Origin of the sequence: Niabella drilacis, from assembly GCF_900101395.1 — a bacterium.
Taxonomy (GTDB): Bacteria; Bacteroidota; Bacteroidia; order Chitinophagales; family Chitinophagaceae; genus Niabella; species Niabella drilacis.
In genome coordinates this window covers 67,196-82,844 of sequence record NZ_FMZO01000018.1, presented here as the reverse complement: position 1 = coordinate 82,844, position 15,649 = coordinate 67,196, and the positions used below count along the sequence as shown (strand labels likewise).

Annotated in this window: 12 protein-coding genes; 8 read left to right on the top strand and 4 right to left on the bottom strand. The window is 49.5% G+C overall.

The genetic code is table 11. The features are described 5' to 3' along the window. Window positions 1-23: 23 nt before the first annotated feature. Window positions 24-1,697: a RagB/SusD family nutrient uptake outer membrane protein gene (locus tag BLS44_RS22385; RefSeq protein WP_090392627.1), complete on the top strand. Its 1,674-nt coding sequence runs from the start codon at window positions 24-26 to the stop codon at window positions 1,695-1,697. 40 nt (window positions 1,698-1,737) lie between these two features. Next, window positions 1,738-4,194, top strand: coding sequence for a glycoside hydrolase family 2 TIM barrel-domain containing protein (locus BLS44_RS22380; protein ID WP_090392665.1), 2,457 nt, complete (start codon window positions 1,738-1,740; stop codon window positions 4,192-4,194). A 109-nt stretch (window positions 4,195-4,303) separates the two neighbouring features. On the opposite strand, the gene BLS44_RS22375 is transcribed toward BLS44_RS22380, so the two are convergent. The 4 genes from BLS44_RS22375 to BLS44_RS22360 form a co-directional block, all read right to left on the bottom strand. Beyond that, on the bottom strand, window positions 4,304-4,699 hold the full coding sequence (locus BLS44_RS22375; protein WP_090392625.1) for a cupin domain-containing protein: 396 nt from the start codon (window positions 4,697-4,699) through the stop codon (window positions 4,304-4,306). A 16-nt stretch (window positions 4,700-4,715) separates the two neighbouring features. Then, window positions 4,716-5,087 carry a co-chaperone GroES gene (locus BLS44_RS22370; protein ID WP_090392624.1) on the bottom strand — a complete coding sequence of 124 codons (372 nt, stop codon included), beginning with the start codon at window positions 5,085-5,087 and terminating at the stop codon, window positions 4,716-4,718. Between the two features lie 705 nt (window positions 5,088-5,792). Next, window positions 5,793-7,481, bottom strand: coding sequence for a M56 family metallopeptidase (locus BLS44_RS22365; RefSeq protein WP_090392622.1), 1,689 nt, complete (start codon window positions 7,479-7,481; stop codon window positions 5,793-5,795). Window positions 7,482-7,484: 3 nt separating this feature from the next. Then, on the bottom strand, window positions 7,485-7,871 hold the full coding sequence (locus BLS44_RS22360; protein ID WP_090392620.1) for a BlaI/MecI/CopY family transcriptional regulator: 387 nt from the start codon (window positions 7,869-7,871) through the stop codon (window positions 7,485-7,487). A 204-nt stretch (window positions 7,872-8,075) separates the two neighbouring features. On the opposite strand from BLS44_RS22360, the gene BLS44_RS22355 reads away from it, so the two are divergent. The 6 genes from BLS44_RS22355 (at window position 8,076) to ccoG (ending at window position 15,647) form a co-directional block, all read left to right on the top strand. Further along, the gene (locus BLS44_RS22355) at window positions 8,076-10,472 is read left to right on the top strand and encodes a heavy metal translocating P-type ATPase (RefSeq protein WP_090392618.1); all 2,397 of its coding nucleotides are present in this window, start codon (window positions 8,076-8,078) and stop codon (window positions 10,470-10,472) included. A 70-nt stretch (window positions 10,473-10,542) separates the two neighbouring features. Next, window positions 10,543-10,701, top strand: a complete 159-nt coding sequence (gene ccoS, locus BLS44_RS22350; protein ID WP_090392616.1) for a cbb3-type cytochrome oxidase assembly protein CcoS — start codon at window positions 10,543-10,545, stop codon at window positions 10,699-10,701. A gap of 9 nt (window positions 10,702-10,710) precedes the next feature. Beyond that, window positions 10,711-12,825, top strand: coding sequence for a cytochrome-c oxidase, cbb3-type subunit I (gene ccoN / locus BLS44_RS22345; RefSeq protein ID WP_090392614.1), 2,115 nt, complete (start codon window positions 10,711-10,713; stop codon window positions 12,823-12,825). Between the two features lie 17 nt (window positions 12,826-12,842). Continuing rightward, entirely contained in the window at window positions 12,843-13,010 is a 168-nt protein-coding gene (locus tag BLS44_RS22340) for a CcoQ/FixQ family Cbb3-type cytochrome c oxidase assembly chaperone (RefSeq protein WP_090392613.1), read from the top strand. 7 nt (window positions 13,011-13,017) lie between these two features. Next, window positions 13,018-14,199 (top strand): c-type cytochrome, encoded by a 1,182-nt coding sequence (locus BLS44_RS22335; protein WP_176954520.1) that lies wholly within the window; start codon window positions 13,018-13,020, stop codon window positions 14,197-14,199. A 26-nt stretch (window positions 14,200-14,225) separates the two neighbouring features. Then, on the top strand, window positions 14,226-15,647 hold the full coding sequence (gene ccoG, locus BLS44_RS22330) for a cytochrome c oxidase accessory protein CcoG (protein WP_090392609.1): 1,422 nt from the start codon (window positions 14,226-14,228) through the stop codon (window positions 15,645-15,647). The last annotated feature ends 2 nt before the right edge of the window (window positions 15,648-15,649 follow it).

The window sequence follows — 15,649 nt, the reverse complement described above, 5'->3', positions numbered from 1 at the left end:
GACAATAAAATAAAAGTAAAAACATGAAAAAGATAATTGTATCCATATTTGCAACGAGTATCATGCTATTTTCGTGCAAAAAAAATTTTCTGGATCTGACACCAACAACGACCATTTCTGATGTTGCCATTTTGCAGGATTCGGCGTTGTTTGAAGATTATGTTATAAACCGGTATATGGGAATAAAGATCATCGATAAAGAAGGGGAAGGAACGCTCCCGGGGTTTGGCCGGGCCTTTGAATACAGCATGTGGAGCTCCAATACCGACGAATCGATCTATAATAATGATGACGGGAGCTGGCTGATACAGCGAGGGCAGATAGCGCCTGAAAACCTGGGAAACGCCGGCGCCTTCTGGGGCAGAAGCTACCGCGGAATACGGGACTGTAACTGGGCGCTTAATAATATTGCTTCGGTTACCATGAGTGACGGGCACAAAAAAAATATTATTGGAGAGCTGAAGTTTTTACGGGCATTCCGGTACCAGGATCTGATCAGGAATTACGGGGGCGCAGTCCTCGTGGGCGACAGGGTATATGAATTAAAAGATAACTACAGCGATCCGGCACTTTTCACAAGGGCTTCTCTTAAGGCATCGATTGATTATGCCGTGGCTCAGCTGGATACGGCGGCCCAGTTATTACCCAGGGACAATGGAGGGAGCTGGCCATTGGGGAGGGCTACCAAAGGCGCGGCCCTGGCGTTGAAAGCGCGGTTGCTGCTGTATGCGGCAAGCCCGCTTTACAATTGTGGCACATGGGCAGCGGCCGCAAAGGCAGCACAGGATGTTATCGACCTGAAAAAATATGCCATCCAGGATAACTACAGTGCGCTGTTTATTGATCAGACAATGGCCGGCAACGAAATTATCTTTGGCCGTCAGTACACCATAACGGCGCCTCATGTAAGAATGGAGATCTCCAACGGGCCTAACGGATACGATGGCTGGGCCGGAAATACCCCGCTTCAAAACCTGGTAGATGCCTACCAGATGGATGATGGAAAGGATATAACGGATGCCACATCCGGGTATGATGCTGCTAAACCCTATGAAAACAGGGACAAGCGTTTTTATTATACGATTCTTTATAACGGGGCATCCTACCGTGGACGCGCTCTTGAAGCCTATATACCGGGCGGGCGGGATAGTAAAGACGGGCCGTCTAACTGGAACACTACCAAAACAGGGTACTACCTGCGTAAGTTTATGAATGATGCCAACCCCATTCAAAACCCCTGGTCATCGGCGGGGCAGCAGCCCTGGATCTATATCCGTTATGCCGAAGTGCTCCTGAACTATGCAGAGGCGCAAAACGAGGCTTCTGGCCCCGACGAAACCGTATATGATGCGGTAAACCAGGTCAGACAAAGGGCCAGTGTGGGGCAGCCTCCGCTGCCTTCAGGGCTGTCGCAGACACAAATGAGGGGGGCTATAAGAAAAGAGCGGCAGGTAGAACTTGCTTTTGAAGAGCACCGGTTTTATGACGTCCGTCGATGGAAGATCGCGGATGTGGTGGAAAATACGCCCGCTTATGGTATGATCATTACAAAGAACGCCAATGGCAGTTTTTCTTATGAAAGAAAAGTAGCTTTGGAGGGTAAGGCATTTAGTGCAAAGAATTACTGGCTCCCGATTCCCCGCCCGGAAATATTGGCATCGGATAACAAATTACAACAAAATGAAGGATATCAGTAAACACAAAAAAGTTTTAGGAACGGATCGTAAAAATATGCGGATGAAAAAAATAAAAACAGTCTTTTTAACGGGCCTTGCAGCATTATTGTTGTGCAGCACCATTGCTTATTCCCAGCCTGGATTTGGAAATGCAAGAAAAATAAACGACGGCTGGAGCTTTGCGTTAAGCAGCGATACAGCGGCTTTACGGCCTGCTGCTGCCATAAGCTGGCAACAGGTGGCGCTCCCCCACGACTGGAGTGTCCGGCAACCGCTCAGTCCCCGGAACGCCAGCAGCATGGGGTATTTGCCGGGTGGTATCGGCTGGTATAAAAAATCGCTGCTTATTCCAAAACAAAACAATAAGGTCTATCTTTATTTTGAGGGGGTCTATAACCGGAGCGAAGTGTTCATCAATGGCAGGCCGATCGGCAAAAGGCCCAATGGGTATATATCTTTTATGTATGATATTACCCCTTACATTCAATTTGGTAAGGAGAATGAAGTGCTCGTTCGCGTGGATCATCACCGGGCGGCAGACTCCCGCTGGTATACGGGGGCTGGTATTTACAGGGATGTGTGGCTGGTATATGCACCCCCTGTGCACATTGCGCAATGGGGCGTATATGCCTATCCGGAAGTAGGTAAAAACTCCGGAAGCCTGCAGGTAAAAGTTCAGGTAGATAATAATGAAAAGCAGTCCAGGTCCGTTACCGTAGTGAACGAACTGCTGAACGATAAGGGCGTTGTTGTAGCAAAGAGCAGCGATGCTTTAAAAATAAATGCCGGAGGCCCTGGCGAGGTGTCTGCAAAATTACATGTTGCCGATCCGCGGTTGTGGAGTCTTGATGCGCCGGTATTGTACCAGCTTCGTACCCGTATTCTTATGGGAGGTAAACTCGTTGATGCCACTACCACCACTACCGGCTTCAGGCAGCTGACCTTTGATGCGGATAAGGGCTTTGCGCTGAATGGTAAATGGATGAAGATAAAAGGTGTTTGCCTGCATCATGATGCGGGTGTACTGGGTGCGGCCATGTATAAAGAAGTGTGGCGCCGGCGTTTGCTGAATCTGAAAGAGATCGGTGTAAACGCGGTAAGAACCAGCCATAATCCACAGGCTGCCGTGTTTTATGATCTTTGTGATGAGCTGGGCCTTTTGGTGATGAATGAAGCATTTGATGAATGGGAATACCCCAAGCGGAAATGGCTGGAGGGGTGGAATGTGGGTACGCCCGGTTATGATGGTACCTATGATTTTTTTGACGAATGGGGTGCGCGGGACCTGGCAGACATGGTGCGGCGCGACCGGAATCATATTTCCGTTTTTGCCTGGAGTATTGGCAACGAAGTGGATTACCCCAACGATCCTTACTCGCACCCGGTGCTTGATGGCTCTTCCGGGAACGGGTTTACCCAAAAAATCTTTGGCGGCTATAAAAAAGATGCGCCGGATGCCATGCGGTTGGGGGTGATCGCCAAAAAACTGGCTGCAGTTGTACGGGAATATGACCGCTCCCGCCCGGTAACTGCCGGCCTTGCAGGCGTTGCTATGTCAAATGAAACCGGGTACCCGGACGCACTGGATATTGCAGGCTATAACTATACGGAAAGCCGCTATACCAGCGATCACCGGAAATATCCGCACCGCGTAATTTTCGGCAGTGAAAACCGCCATGATATCAGTGCCTGGAAAGCCGTTACCGGCAACCCCCATATTTTCGGGCAGTTCCTGTGGACGGGTATTGACTATCTCGGTGAGTCGGGCAGATGGCCGTCGCGCGGTTTTTATTCGGGGCTATTGGACTTTGCAGGCTTCATCAAGCCAAGGGGCTATTTCCGGCAATCGCTTTGGAGCGAAAAGCCGGTTCTATATATCGGCACTTACCCTGTAAGGGGAGGCAGCGGCTCAGAAGATGTTTTATCCCGGACGGAGGGAAAAAAAGATGAAACGCTTTCAATGGATGCATGGTCCGACTGGAATTATAAAGACGGACAAACCATTCGCGTGGTATGTTACACCAATGCTCCCAAAGCCCGGCTGATGCTGGATGGCAGGCAGGCAGGAGCCGTAAAGGAGTATGATAGTAAAACAGGGATCATTTACTGGGATGTTCCGTACCGGCCCGGGGAATTAAAAGCAGAGGGGATGGACGCGGCCGGCAATATAGTGTCCGCTTACAGTATAAAAACTTCGGGTGATCCTTATGCGATAAAGTTGATTCCCACATCCGGTAACAGCAGGGATCAGGTTGCCCAGGTTGCTGTGCAGGTAACAGATCAAAATGGCCGGCCCGTAACGCATGCAGACACAGAGATTACCTGCAGCATAACCGGGGGCGCCACTTTACTGGGACTGGAAGCGGGCAATAACAGTGATATGGGCGACTACACCGATAATAAACAAAAAGCGTATCGCGGCCGCCTGATGGCCTATGTAAAAAGAAATAGCGGAAAGGGAGCGGTTAAGGTGGTGTTTAGCGCCCCGGGGCTGAAAGAAGCGGTCGTTATATTATAATGTATCCCCATCAAATATTTTCTGTCTGAAACGAAACCTGGCTTGTAGGCTTTAATACAGTCTGCCCATTCCGTTTATTACTGCCGGATCGCTGTTATGGAGGCAATGCTTATTCGCTGGTAATACCGTCAAATTCCTCCTCGTTCTCTTCAGCCTCTTTTTTAGTGGTGCGGACAATGCGGTCCTTATGATGCGGAGGGGCGTAAAGGGTGTACATTTTTAATGGCCCGCTGCCGGTATTGATCACGTTGTGACGGGCACCTAAGGGCACAATAATCGCAGATCCGTCACTAACAGCATATTCGTGGTCATCAATCATACATTTGCCGGTGCCTTCTTCAAAGCGGAAGAACTGATCATTTTCGGTATGTACCTCGGTACCGATCTCTTCTCCCGGCTGCAGCGTCATCAGCACCAATTGAAGTTGCCAGGCCGTATATAATACCTTTCTGAATGCATCGTTTTGCAGGGTGTCTTTTTCAATATTTGTATGAAAGCCTTTCATCGCATTTGTTTTTTGATTATAGTTCCTCTTCCCGTTCCAGCATCAGGATCGCGCTTTGGGGCACAATAAAATATTTTTCACCTTCGTACAGGACCTCGGTGGCAGCGCTCAGCAGGAAGATGGCAAGATCGCCCTCCCTGGCTTGCAGCGGAACATATTTTACCTGGTCTTCATCTGATTTCCATGGTTCATCCTCTACCGGTACGGGAATGGCATAACCTGGTCCCGTCTTGATCACATAGCCTTGCTGTACCTTTTCTTTTTCCTGAACACCGGGAGGCAGGTACAGGCCGCTCGCAGTACGCTCATTTCCTTTTACAGGCTGGATCAAAAGCCGGTCGCCGATCACGATTAATTTTCTGAACCGGTTGTCTGCAGTTATTCTCATACTTCATCTTAATTGAACGGTAAAGATAATCAATAAAAAGGAGGAGGCGGGCTGTATGCTTCAGCGGTCAGCTATCAGGTTCAATTATCGGCAATCAGTTATCAGTGTAATTTGAAAATGTGGAAAAGAAGCTCCCGGCATCAAACCAGATCAGGGCTGCGTCAATGGGAAATAGTCAATAGTGGATAGAACACCCCGCATGCACACGGATCCGACGTTGAACCTTAAACTTTAAACAAACATGGGACTCTTCAGTTGGCAGTTTTCAGTGGTGAGCTCAGACAGGTTAATAGCCCCTTGAGTATAAAATGGCTTTATGTTTGAAGAGCTCCCGGAGTTTCTCATACGCGTAAAGTTGATTTTATAAAGTTAGTGGTCAAAGGCAAAAGCTGCAGCGCAGCGTTACGCTTATTAGCAACGAACATAAGATGGAATGGAGGTGCAGCGCACCGGTAATAGAAACCTTTTTCAATAGATTCCCGCTGCGTTGCGGCTACAGGCAGGCCCCTGGCAGTTCCTGTTACAATCATTAGTCGTGCTGTGCCTGTTTGCTATCAAAAGACCAGGTCCTTTTGGGCCTCCAAGGGAGCATTCTTGCTACATTTTATAGTAATAGTCCTGTTTTTTATCTTGACGTGTATGGGGAGTTTCGGGAGCCCTATTTTCACATTTCCATATTGTCAGGAACCTTGAACTAGAAGCAATCTAAAGGTCAACTGCTTTATTCAATGGGGCCTGCTGGTGCAGGGAATCGGTCCGGTGGTGCGTAGTCTTAACCTGTTTCAGCAGGCTGTCGGCCAGCTGGCGGTAGTCCTTCGCATCCATCTGTTTCAAAGTACCACTCCGGGCAGCCTGGGCCTGGAACAATGCATCCAGGTTGGCCTTTAGCTGTTCGTCGGTCTGTTGCCAGTTGATCTCTTTGTAAAAAGAGCGCAGCAGGTTGGCATTCTGATTCCAGTCCACCTGGGCCAATAACTGGTTGAGTTTGTCTTTTAGTACCTTCTTTTGGGCTTCTGTTACTGTTTCGGCAAGGCTGTTTTCAACATGCTTCCAGCTAAGTTCGCCCACCAGTTTCTTAAAGGCACCCATCGATTGCTGTACCTGTTCCTCCGCCGTACTGTCAAGATCCGGCACAATAAACGTAGGATGATCTGCAAAAAGGACTATTGGTTCCGAAGCAGGTGTTGCCGGTGGCGGGGGCGGAGGTGCAGGCGCCTGGACCCTGCCATCGGGGCTTTCGTGGATCTTCAGGTAAATCGCATTGTCTCCGGGCCGGGTATCCGGTTTTTCAATTGCCGGTATGGGCCGGATGGAATATTTTTGGGCATCGGTATCAGCAGTGTTTTCTGCGCGGGATACCAGCGTGCTATATTGTGCTGCCGTAGCGGGAGTCCATGACTGGCTGGTGGGGGCAAAGGCGATCATGTTTGCCTGGGGCTGCGGGCGGGTAGTCCGGATCAGGTAAAGGCCGCCGGACAATAAAAGCAGGCAGGCCAGCATTCCTGTTTTTTTTAAGGGAAATGTTTCCTTCCTGGGGCTTCCCATAATGGCAGCCACACGGTTGCTCAGCTGGCTTTCTTTGCCGGATGCCCGCATCACAAACCCATTACCGGCGGAGCGGCCCCGGGCCAGCTGCAGCAGGGTAGAAGCATACATATACTGCCCGTATTCAAAACGCAGTACCCAGCGGTCTGCAGATCTTTCACAGTCCAGTTCCCGGGCGTTTACCAGCAAACGCGCAAATGGATTAAAATACAGGAAGGTAATAATGATTTGTGAAATCAGGTTGATCAGGTAATCGTTGCGTTTAATATGGGCCAGCTCGTGAAGGATAATGGCCTCCAGCTGCTGTGGGGTAAGCTGGTTGATAAGCGCTACCGGAAGCAGGATCACGGGCTTTAAAAAGCCGATGGTCAGCGGGGAAGAAATAATGGAGGACGCATACAGCTGTACTTTCCTTTTTATATTAAGATAGCCGGCGGCATCCAGCATAAAGATCTTCAGCACACCCGGTACGCGGCCAATGCCGTTCTTTCGCAGCTGCCGGAGCTGGAGCGAGTTCTTCAGGATATTCCGCAGCGGCAGGATCAGTAAGGCCAGGTAAAGAACCGCCCCATAGTTGAGTAAGGGACGAACCCAATCCGGCCGGGTCATCCATTTTAACGGCCCGCTTGCCGTTTGTGGAGTATGCAGCGCATTGAAAAAGGTGACCAGGAACAGGATAAAGCCGGTAACCAGGCCGGCAAAGCGCAGCAGGCTGCCTGTTGCATCAGAAGTGGCCGGGCGCAGGTAAATATAAATAGTGATCAGCAGCCAGATGATCCCCATTTGCCACACACTGCTGAACAGCGCATTTCCCAAAGCAGTAAACACATGGTACAATCCCTCTTGCATGATTTAATCTTTCTTTTTAAGCTGATCAAGCATTGATTGAATTTCATCCAGCTCCTCAGGCGTCACTTTGCCATCTCCCAGGGCCTGCATCACCAGCTGGGAAGAAGAGCCACCAAAGAGGTTGCTGACAAATTTGTTCAGCATATATTTTTGGGTCACTTCTTTATTAACTGCGGCCTTGTAAATATGGGTCCGGAACGAATCATTGCGCTTCACCAGTCCTTTTTCGTTCATGATCTGCATCAGCTTCAGCGTTGTTGTATACCCTACATCCTTAAAAGTAAGCAGGTTCTCATGTACTTCCCGTACGGTAGCATTTCCTTTGTCCCATAGTACCTGTAAAATTTCCAGTTCGCTTTCTGTGGGTTTCAGTGATTTGTTATCCGGCATAAGATTTCCTTTTTCTGCAATTTACGATCTTTTTCGTATAAAGGGGACCGGGATGGGCTTTTTAACAAAATTTTGAACCCCGTTATAGCGGGTATTGTTGCCCGGAGGGGGTGACCGATATCATGTTCCGGTATGACGGACAACAGAATACCTCCTCCCGGTGTTCAGGACCTTTGCCCGAGCTGAAGAAAACAGCGCCGGAAAATGATCGATTTAAAAATAGCCTGTTACCATTGCGGGGATCCCTGTTCGGATACACATTTAGAAATAGGAGATAAACATTTCTGCTGCGCAGGATGTAAGCTGGTCTATGAAGTGCTGAACGAGCATGAGCTCTGCACCTATTATGACCTGAATGCGCATCCGGGTAAGTCGCAGCGGCACCGTGGCCGCGAAGGGCGGTTCGCTTTTCTGGAGGATGAAGCCGTGATCAGCAGCCTGGTATCATTTACGGACGGAAAACAAACGCACCTGACCCTGTCGGTTCCGCAGATGCATTGCAGCAGTTGCCTGTGGCTGCTGGAACATTTGGACCGGCTGCAGCCCGGTATCCTTTCGTCGAGAGTTAATTTTTCTGCAAAGGAGATCTTTATTATAATGGATCCGGGGCAAACCACAGTGCGGGAAGTGGTAGAGACGCTGGCGGATATCGGGTACGAACCCTGGCTTTCGCCGCAGGGTACAAAGCGTATTGCCGAAAAGAACAATGTACGCGCAGTACAGATCAGCATTGCCGGGTTCTGTTTTGCAAATATTATGATGCTGAGCCTGCCGGAATATTTTTCGGTGGCCGGGTACCTCCAGGACCAGATCGGGGCTGCATTCCGTTATATTGGACTGGTGCTGGCCCTTCCTGTTTTTTTTTACTGCGCCCGGGAGTTTTTTGTGAACGCCTGGAAAGGGGTGAAGACGCGGACACTCAATATCGATCTATCCATTGCCCTGGCGATCCTGGTTACTTTTTTAAGGAGCCTCTATAACCTGTTGCTGCTCGATGGAAGCACTTATTTTGATAGTATGAGCGGTATTGTTTTCTTTATGCTTATCGGGAGATGGGCGCAGGATAAAACCCAGCGCTTCCTGGTATTTGACCGGGACTACCGGTCTTTTTTTCCGATTGCGGTCAATCTGAAAAAAGGGCATGAAATAACACCGGTCCTGATCAGCGCTTTAAAGGAAAAAGACATCATCGAAGTGTACGACCAGGAGATCGTTCCTGCTGATGCGATACTGGTAAAAGGAAAAGCATCGGTGGATTACAGTTTTGTAACAGGGGAAAGCCTGCCAAAGTATATAGAGCCCGGGGGCATTATTTATGCCGGCGGAAAACAGGTAGGAGAACGGCTGGAACTGATGGTGATAAAAAGATCAGACCAGGGGTACCTGACCCATTTATGGAACCGGGATGCGTTTACAGAAAAAGACGGAAAGAACAGTTTCCTGTACCGGGCATCCAACCTGTTTACGTTGGGTGTATTATTGCTGACGCTGGCGGCGGGCCTGTACTGGTTTGTCCGTGGAGAAACAACACTGATGTGGAATGCGCTGACCACTACGTTGATCGTTGCCTGTCCCTGTGCCTTGTTGCTGGCGGCCACTTTTACGAACGGGAATGTAATGCGGATCTTAAAAAGATCGGGCCTTTTTCTCAGGAATGCAGGCGTCATTCCAGCAATGGCGGCCATTAACCATGTGGTGCTTGATAAAACAGGAACCATTACTTTAAGCAGGGATTTTAAAATTACATACAGGGGCCGGGGGCTGGCCCCGGATCAGGTAGCCCTGGTTACCTCCCTTCTCCGGCATTCTACGCACCCCTTAAGCAGGGCGGTTCTGCAAAACCTGGGAGCAGCCCCGGCGGTTGCGGTGGAAAGTTTCAGGAATGTACCCGGGATGGGCATTGAGGGGTGGGTGGCCGATCAGCATCTGAAGATCGGAAGCCGGCAGTTTGTACAGGGGGATACGGCTCCGGATGCCGAAGCCGGAAGCTCCCGGGTTTTTATCAGTACAGATGGTATGGTACTGGGCTTTTTTGAGCTACAGAATACCTACCGGGAAGGCCTGGCTGATTTTATGGAAAGGATTCAGGAGAAAACAGCACTCTCAATACTCAGTGGAGACAATAGTGCAGAATATCCCCGTTTACGCGAAATGACAGGACCCGGTGCGGTCATCCGCTTCGATCAGTCGCCCGAGGATAAATACCGCTACATAAAGACGCTCCAGGATCACCAGCAGCATGTATTGGTGGCCGGTGACGGCCTAAACGACGCAGGTGCGCTCCGGCAGAGTAATGTGGGAATTGCAGTAATGGACCGAGGCGGGCATTTTACGCCGGCATCCGATGCCATTATCCGGGGTAATGTACTTACCCGGCTGGATCAGATGCTGGAGTTTGCGGGGAAAGCAGCAGTGATCATAAAAGTCAGTTTTGTCTATTCTATTATTTACAATCTTATCGGGTTGTACTTTGCTTTGCAGGGGATGCTGAGGCCCGTAGTGGCGGCTATCCTGATGCCGGTGAGCTCCATCGGTATTATTCTGATCACCTTTTTTCTTTCAGAGTGGTACGGCAGGAAACTCAGGTCCGGCAGGGCCTGATCCCTGTCATGTTTCGACCTGTGCTGCGTCAATATGCAACCGCTTTTATCACCGGACCTTTACCGCGCAAATGAATATCATTATTGTCACCGCAATTGTCAGTCTCCTGATCGCTGCCATTTTTTTGGCGGCGCTGATCTGGAGTATAAAGGACGGGCAATTTGAAGACGAATATGCCCCGCCCAACCGGATTTTATTTGACGATAAAAACGCATCAAAAAACAAATAACCAAAATGTATGGAAGTTCAGAAATTTAGTTATGACAACCGGATCCCCAGGCTGTTTGCGATCGCAACCATAAGCTGGGGTGTTATTGGTATGCTGGCCGGTGTGCTGGCCGCTTTTCAGCTTGCTTTTCCGGTAATGAATTTGAACACGGAGTATACCACGTTCGGAAGGGTGCGGCCGGTGCACACCAATGCGGTGATCTTTGCCTTTGTGGGAAATGCCATTTTTACAGCGGTATATTATTCCATGCCCCGGTTGCTGAAAACGCCCATGTGGAGCAAGGCCCTCAGCCGGATACATTTCTGGGGCTGGCAGCTGATCATTGTGGCGGCAGCCGTTTCGCTGCTGATGGGGTACACGACCAGCAAGGAATATGCCGAGCTGGAATGGCAGCTTGATATTGCCATTACGATTATATGGGTAGTATTCGGGATCAATATGATGGGTACCATTCTTACCCGGCGGGAGCGGCATCTGTATGTGGCCATCTGGTTTTACCTGGCTTCCTGGGTTACGGTTGCCATGCTGCATATCGTAAATTCTTTTGAGTTGCCGGTTTCCTTTATGAAAAGTTACTCCTGGTATGCCGGTGTACAGGATGCCCTGGTGCAATGGTGGTACGGACACAATGCCGTAGCATTTTTTCTTACGACGCCCTTCCTGGGGATGATGTATTACTTTCTTCCAAAAGCGGCTAACCGGCCGATCTATTCCTACCGGTTAAGTATTATCCATTTCTGGAGCCTGATCTTTATTTATATATGGGCAGGCCCGCATCACCTGTTATATACCGCCCTGCCGGAATGGGCCCAGTCGCTGGGCACGGCACTTTCACTGATGCTGCTGCTGCCCAGCTGGGGTGGTATGCTGAACGGGCTGTTTACATTAAGAGGTGCCTGGGATAAGGTAAGGGAAGATCCTGTGCTGAAATTTATAGTGGTAGCGGTGATCTGTTACGGGATGGCCACTTTTGAAGGGCCGATGCTTTCGCTAAAGAATGTAAATGCGATCTCGCATTACAGTGACTGGACGGTGGCGCATGTGCATATAGGTGCCCTGGGTTGGAACGGGTTCCTGACATTCGGGATGCTATACTGGCTGATTCCGCGGCTGTTCAATACCAAACTGTATTCAACAAAGCTGGCAGGCACACATTTCCTGATCGGGACCTTTGGTATTGTGCTTTATGCCGTTCCTATGTACTGGGCGGCTTTCAGGACCTATTTTATGATGACGGCCTTTACTCCGGAAGGACAGCTGCAATACCAGTTTATAGATGTGGTGCAGTCGGTGGTGCCGTTTTATGCCCTCAGGGCCATCGGGGGAAGCATCTACCTGATCGGTGTATTGCTGATGGTATACAACCTGGTTAAAACTGCCCGGCAGGGACGTTTCGTGGAAAGTGAAGAGGCCAGCGCACCGCCGTTACTGCGTGGCTACAAGGCTCCCGCAAAGGCGCACTGGCATTCCAAAATTGAGCGGAAACCGGTGATGTTGCTGATACTGAGTTTTATTGTAGTGGCCATCGGGGGGCTGATCGAAATGGTTCCTACATTCCTGGTTAAAGAGAACGTACCTACTATTGCCAGCGTAAAACCCTATACGCCGCTTGAATTGCAGGGACGGGATATTTATATACAGGAGGGATGTAATAACTGCCATACACAGATGATCCGCCCGTTCCGGTATGAAGTAGCCCGCTACGGTGAGTATTCCAAGGCAGGAGAGTCTGTATATGATCATCCGCACCTCTGGGGCAGTAAACGTACCGGTCCCGACCTGGCGCGTGTGGGAGGAAAATACCCGGATAGCTGGCACTTTAACCATATGCTGGAGCCTGTTTCGATGGCGCCCGGTTCTGTAATGCCGCCTTATCCGTGGTTGTTTGAAAAGGAGATCAATATAGGATCTACCAATTCCAAAATATATGCCATGCGCAAACTGGGCGTTCCTTATCCTGAGGGGTATGAGGCGCAGGCTGTAAAGGACCTGAAACAACAGGCAACAGAAATTACAGAGCGGCTTAAAAAAGAGAAGATCACCATCGGCAGCGATAAGCAGATCGTAGCGCTGATCGCCTACCTGCAGCGCCTGGGTAAAGATATTAAAGCAGCAACGCATTAACCCGGACAATTGTTATTATGAAATTTATAAACTATTTAGAAAAGATCAGCGGGGTAAGCATCTACCCGGTTATTTCACTGGTATTATTTTCGGCACTGTTCATAGCCGTTTTTATCTATGCGATGAAGACCAGCAAGGAGAGCATTTCGGAAATGGAAAACCTGCCATTTGATGAATTTAAATAAAGCTGCAATGAAGAAAAAACAATGTTTAAAAAAAGTGATGCTGTTTGCCGGGATAAGCGCCTGCACAGCGCTGCCGGCCATGGCGGCAGACCAGGCGCAGCAAACGCCCCGGCTGCTACTGGATGTAAATATGGTACTGCTGATCGTGATCATTTTCCTGTTGCTGATCATCGGGATGCTGGGCTTTACGCTGAGGGCATCTATAGATGTGTACCGCGAACGGAAAAAAGTTCAGGCTGCAAATGAGGACAAGGGGAAAAACAAAGGCCCGGAATACCTCAAACCCCTGTTAACGCTTGCGGCGGTATTTGTGGGCATGCAGGTATTCGGACAGGAGGACGCGGCGGCTGTTACCGCGGTTCCCAACCCGTTTACCGAAGCAAAGGTCCTGCGCTATATTTTGGTAGGGGTTATTGCGTTGGAGCTGCTTACCATTTTTGCCTTTATCTACTGGATCCGCTTTTTTACCGGCATAGAAGAATTGCGTAAAGCCCATGCAGTGGCCAAAAAGGAACGCTATAAGGGGCTGCGCACCTGGTGGAGCAGGGCCAATAAGCTGAAGCCGATAGAAGAGGAGGATGCGCTGGATGTTGGGCATAGTTATGATGGCATCCGGGAGCTGGATAATGCTACACCGCCCTGGTTTACCATTGCCTTTATCGCCTCCATTGTATTTGGTATCGGCTACCTGTGGCGGTATCATGTGCTGCACGCCGCACCCAATCAATACGAGGAATACGAGATCGCTGTTACAAAGGGAAACCTGAAAGTAGCCTCCTATTTAAAATCAAAAGGAGATGCCGTAAACGAGAATACCGTGGTAATGGCCGATGCTGCCGGCATTGAGGCCGGCAAGAAGTTATACACGGCTAACTGTACAGCCTGCCACGGAAACGCAGGACAGGGCGGGGTAGGTCCCAACCTTACTGATGATTACTGGCTGCATGGTGGTTCCGTAAAGGAGGTATTTAAAACCATCAAACTGGGTGTGGTTGAAAAAGGAATGATGAGCTGGAAAGATGTTTTTTCTGCCGAACAGATTGCAGAGATCGCCAGCTATATCAAATCGATCCACGGCACTAATCCCCAGGGGGCAAAAGAGCCGCAGGGGGATATCTATAAGGAAGCGGCCGCCGGGGCCGATAGTACAGGCGCCGCTGTAAAAAGTGATAGCAGCGCAGCCCGGTAACTCATTAAAAAAAGAAATACACAAGGATGAAGGCAGATGATGACGCCGTTGGTCCGCAAAAAGTCAGTGACAGCTTTAGAGACCGGCACAGCAATGTAAACGAAAAGGGAAAACGCAACTGGGTATATGCATTAAAGCCCAGGGGGAAGTTATACCGTTACCGCCAATGGCTGTCGGCGGGCTACCTGTTGCTGTTTTTTACCCTGCCGTTTATAAAGATCAACGGGATGCCTGCCGTGGAACTGAATTTCCCGGAAGCCCGTTTTATCCTTTTCGGGAAAATATTCTGGCCGGACGATTTTTTCATCTTCGCGGTGGCCATGGTGCTGGCTATTGTATTTGTGGCATTGTTCACTGTAATTTATGGACGTGTGTTTTGTGGCTGGGTTTGCCCCCAAACCGTGTTCATGGAGTTTGTTTTCCGGAAGATCGAATGGCTTATCGAGGGTACGCCATCGCAGCAGAAGAAGCTCAACGCTGCACCGATGAGCCTGCGGAAGTTTACCAAAAAGGCGGTTAAGCACCTGGTGTTTTTTATGGTTTCGTTTTTGATCGCCCACACGTTTCTTTCTTATATCCTTGGGGTTCATGAAGTACTGGTGTTGATGCGGAGCCCGGTATCGGAGAATATCGGTCTCTTTGCGGGGTTATTATTTTTTACAGGTCTTTTTTATTTTGTTTTTGCCTTTGTTAGGGATATCGTTTGTACCACGGTATGCCCCTACGGGCGGCTCCAGGGGGTATTGTTCGATAAGGATACCATGCAGGTGTCTTATGACTATAACAGGGGAGAACCAAGGGGCAAAATGACCAAAAAACTGGAGCAGTCACTGGGTGATTGTATCGACTGCAAGCTTTGCGTGCATGTATGCCCTACGGGGATCGATATCCGCAACGGGGTGCAGATGGAATGTGTGGGCTGCACAGCCTGTATTGACGCCTGTAATGATGTTATGTTCCGGATAGGCCGGCCGGAAGGATTGATCCGGATGGCCTCAGGGAACCAGATCTCGAAAAAAACAGCCTTCCGGTTTAACGGAAGGATGAAGTTTTATTCCGCAGTGCTGCTGATCCTGGTAGGAGTAATGAGTACGCTTATTCTGTCCCGCAAAAGTATCGACACGACTATCTCCCGGGTAAAGGGACAGCTGTACCAGGAGGTAGGGAAGGACTCTCTTTCGAATCTTTTCCAGGCTAAGATCATCAATAAAACGAGAACGGACGTGTCGTTTGAGTTCAGGGTAGAGGGGCCTGTGCCGGGCGAAGTGCGCATGGTTGATGCAACCCATCATGTTTTGAAAAAAGAAAGTTTGAATAACAGTACCTTCTTTATCGTAGTGCCGGTTGCTAAAATAAAGGCCCGCTCCACAGATATCCGGATCGGCGTTTATACCAACGGGAAAAAAACGGCGACCATAAAATCAAAATTTTTAGGACCCTTCATTTAAAA

Coding starts and splice junctions, on each gene's coding strand:
- BLS44_RS22375 (WP_090392625.1), bottom strand. CDS start 4,699: ATGAAAGGCTTTCATACAAATATTGAAAAAGACACCCTGCAAAACGAT.
- BLS44_RS22355 (WP_090392618.1), top strand. CDS start 8,076: ATGATCGATTTAAAAATAGCCTGTTACCATTGCGGGGATCCCTGTTCG.
- ccoS (WP_090392616.1), top strand. CDS start 10,543: ATGAATATCATTATTGTCACCGCAATTGTCAGTCTCCTGATCGCTGCC.
- BLS44_RS22385 (WP_090392627.1), top strand. CDS start 24: ATGAAAAAGATAATTGTATCCATATTTGCAACGAGTATCATGCTATTT.
- ccoN (WP_090392614.1), top strand. CDS start 10,711: ATGGAAGTTCAGAAATTTAGTTATGACAACCGGATCCCCAGGCTGTTT.
- BLS44_RS22370 (WP_090392624.1), bottom strand. CDS start 5,087: ATGAGAATAACTGCAGACAACCGGTTCAGAAAATTAATCGTGATCGGC.
- ccoG (WP_090392609.1), top strand. CDS start 14,226: ATGAAGGCAGATGATGACGCCGTTGGTCCGCAAAAAGTCAGTGACAGC.
- BLS44_RS22365 (WP_090392622.1), bottom strand. CDS start 7,481: ATGCAAGAGGGATTGTACCATGTGTTTACTGCTTTGGGAAATGCGCTG.
- BLS44_RS22380 (WP_090392665.1), top strand. CDS start 1,738: ATGAAAAAAATAAAAACAGTCTTTTTAACGGGCCTTGCAGCATTATTG.
- BLS44_RS22335 (WP_176954520.1), top strand. CDS start 13,018: ATGAAGAAAAAACAATGTTTAAAAAAAGTGATGCTGTTTGCCGGGATA.
- BLS44_RS22360 (WP_090392620.1), bottom strand. CDS start 7,871: ATGCCGGATAACAAATCACTGAAACCCACAGAAAGCGAACTGGAAATT.
- BLS44_RS22340 (WP_090392613.1), top strand. CDS start 12,843: ATGAAATTTATAAACTATTTAGAAAAGATCAGCGGGGTAAGCATCTAC.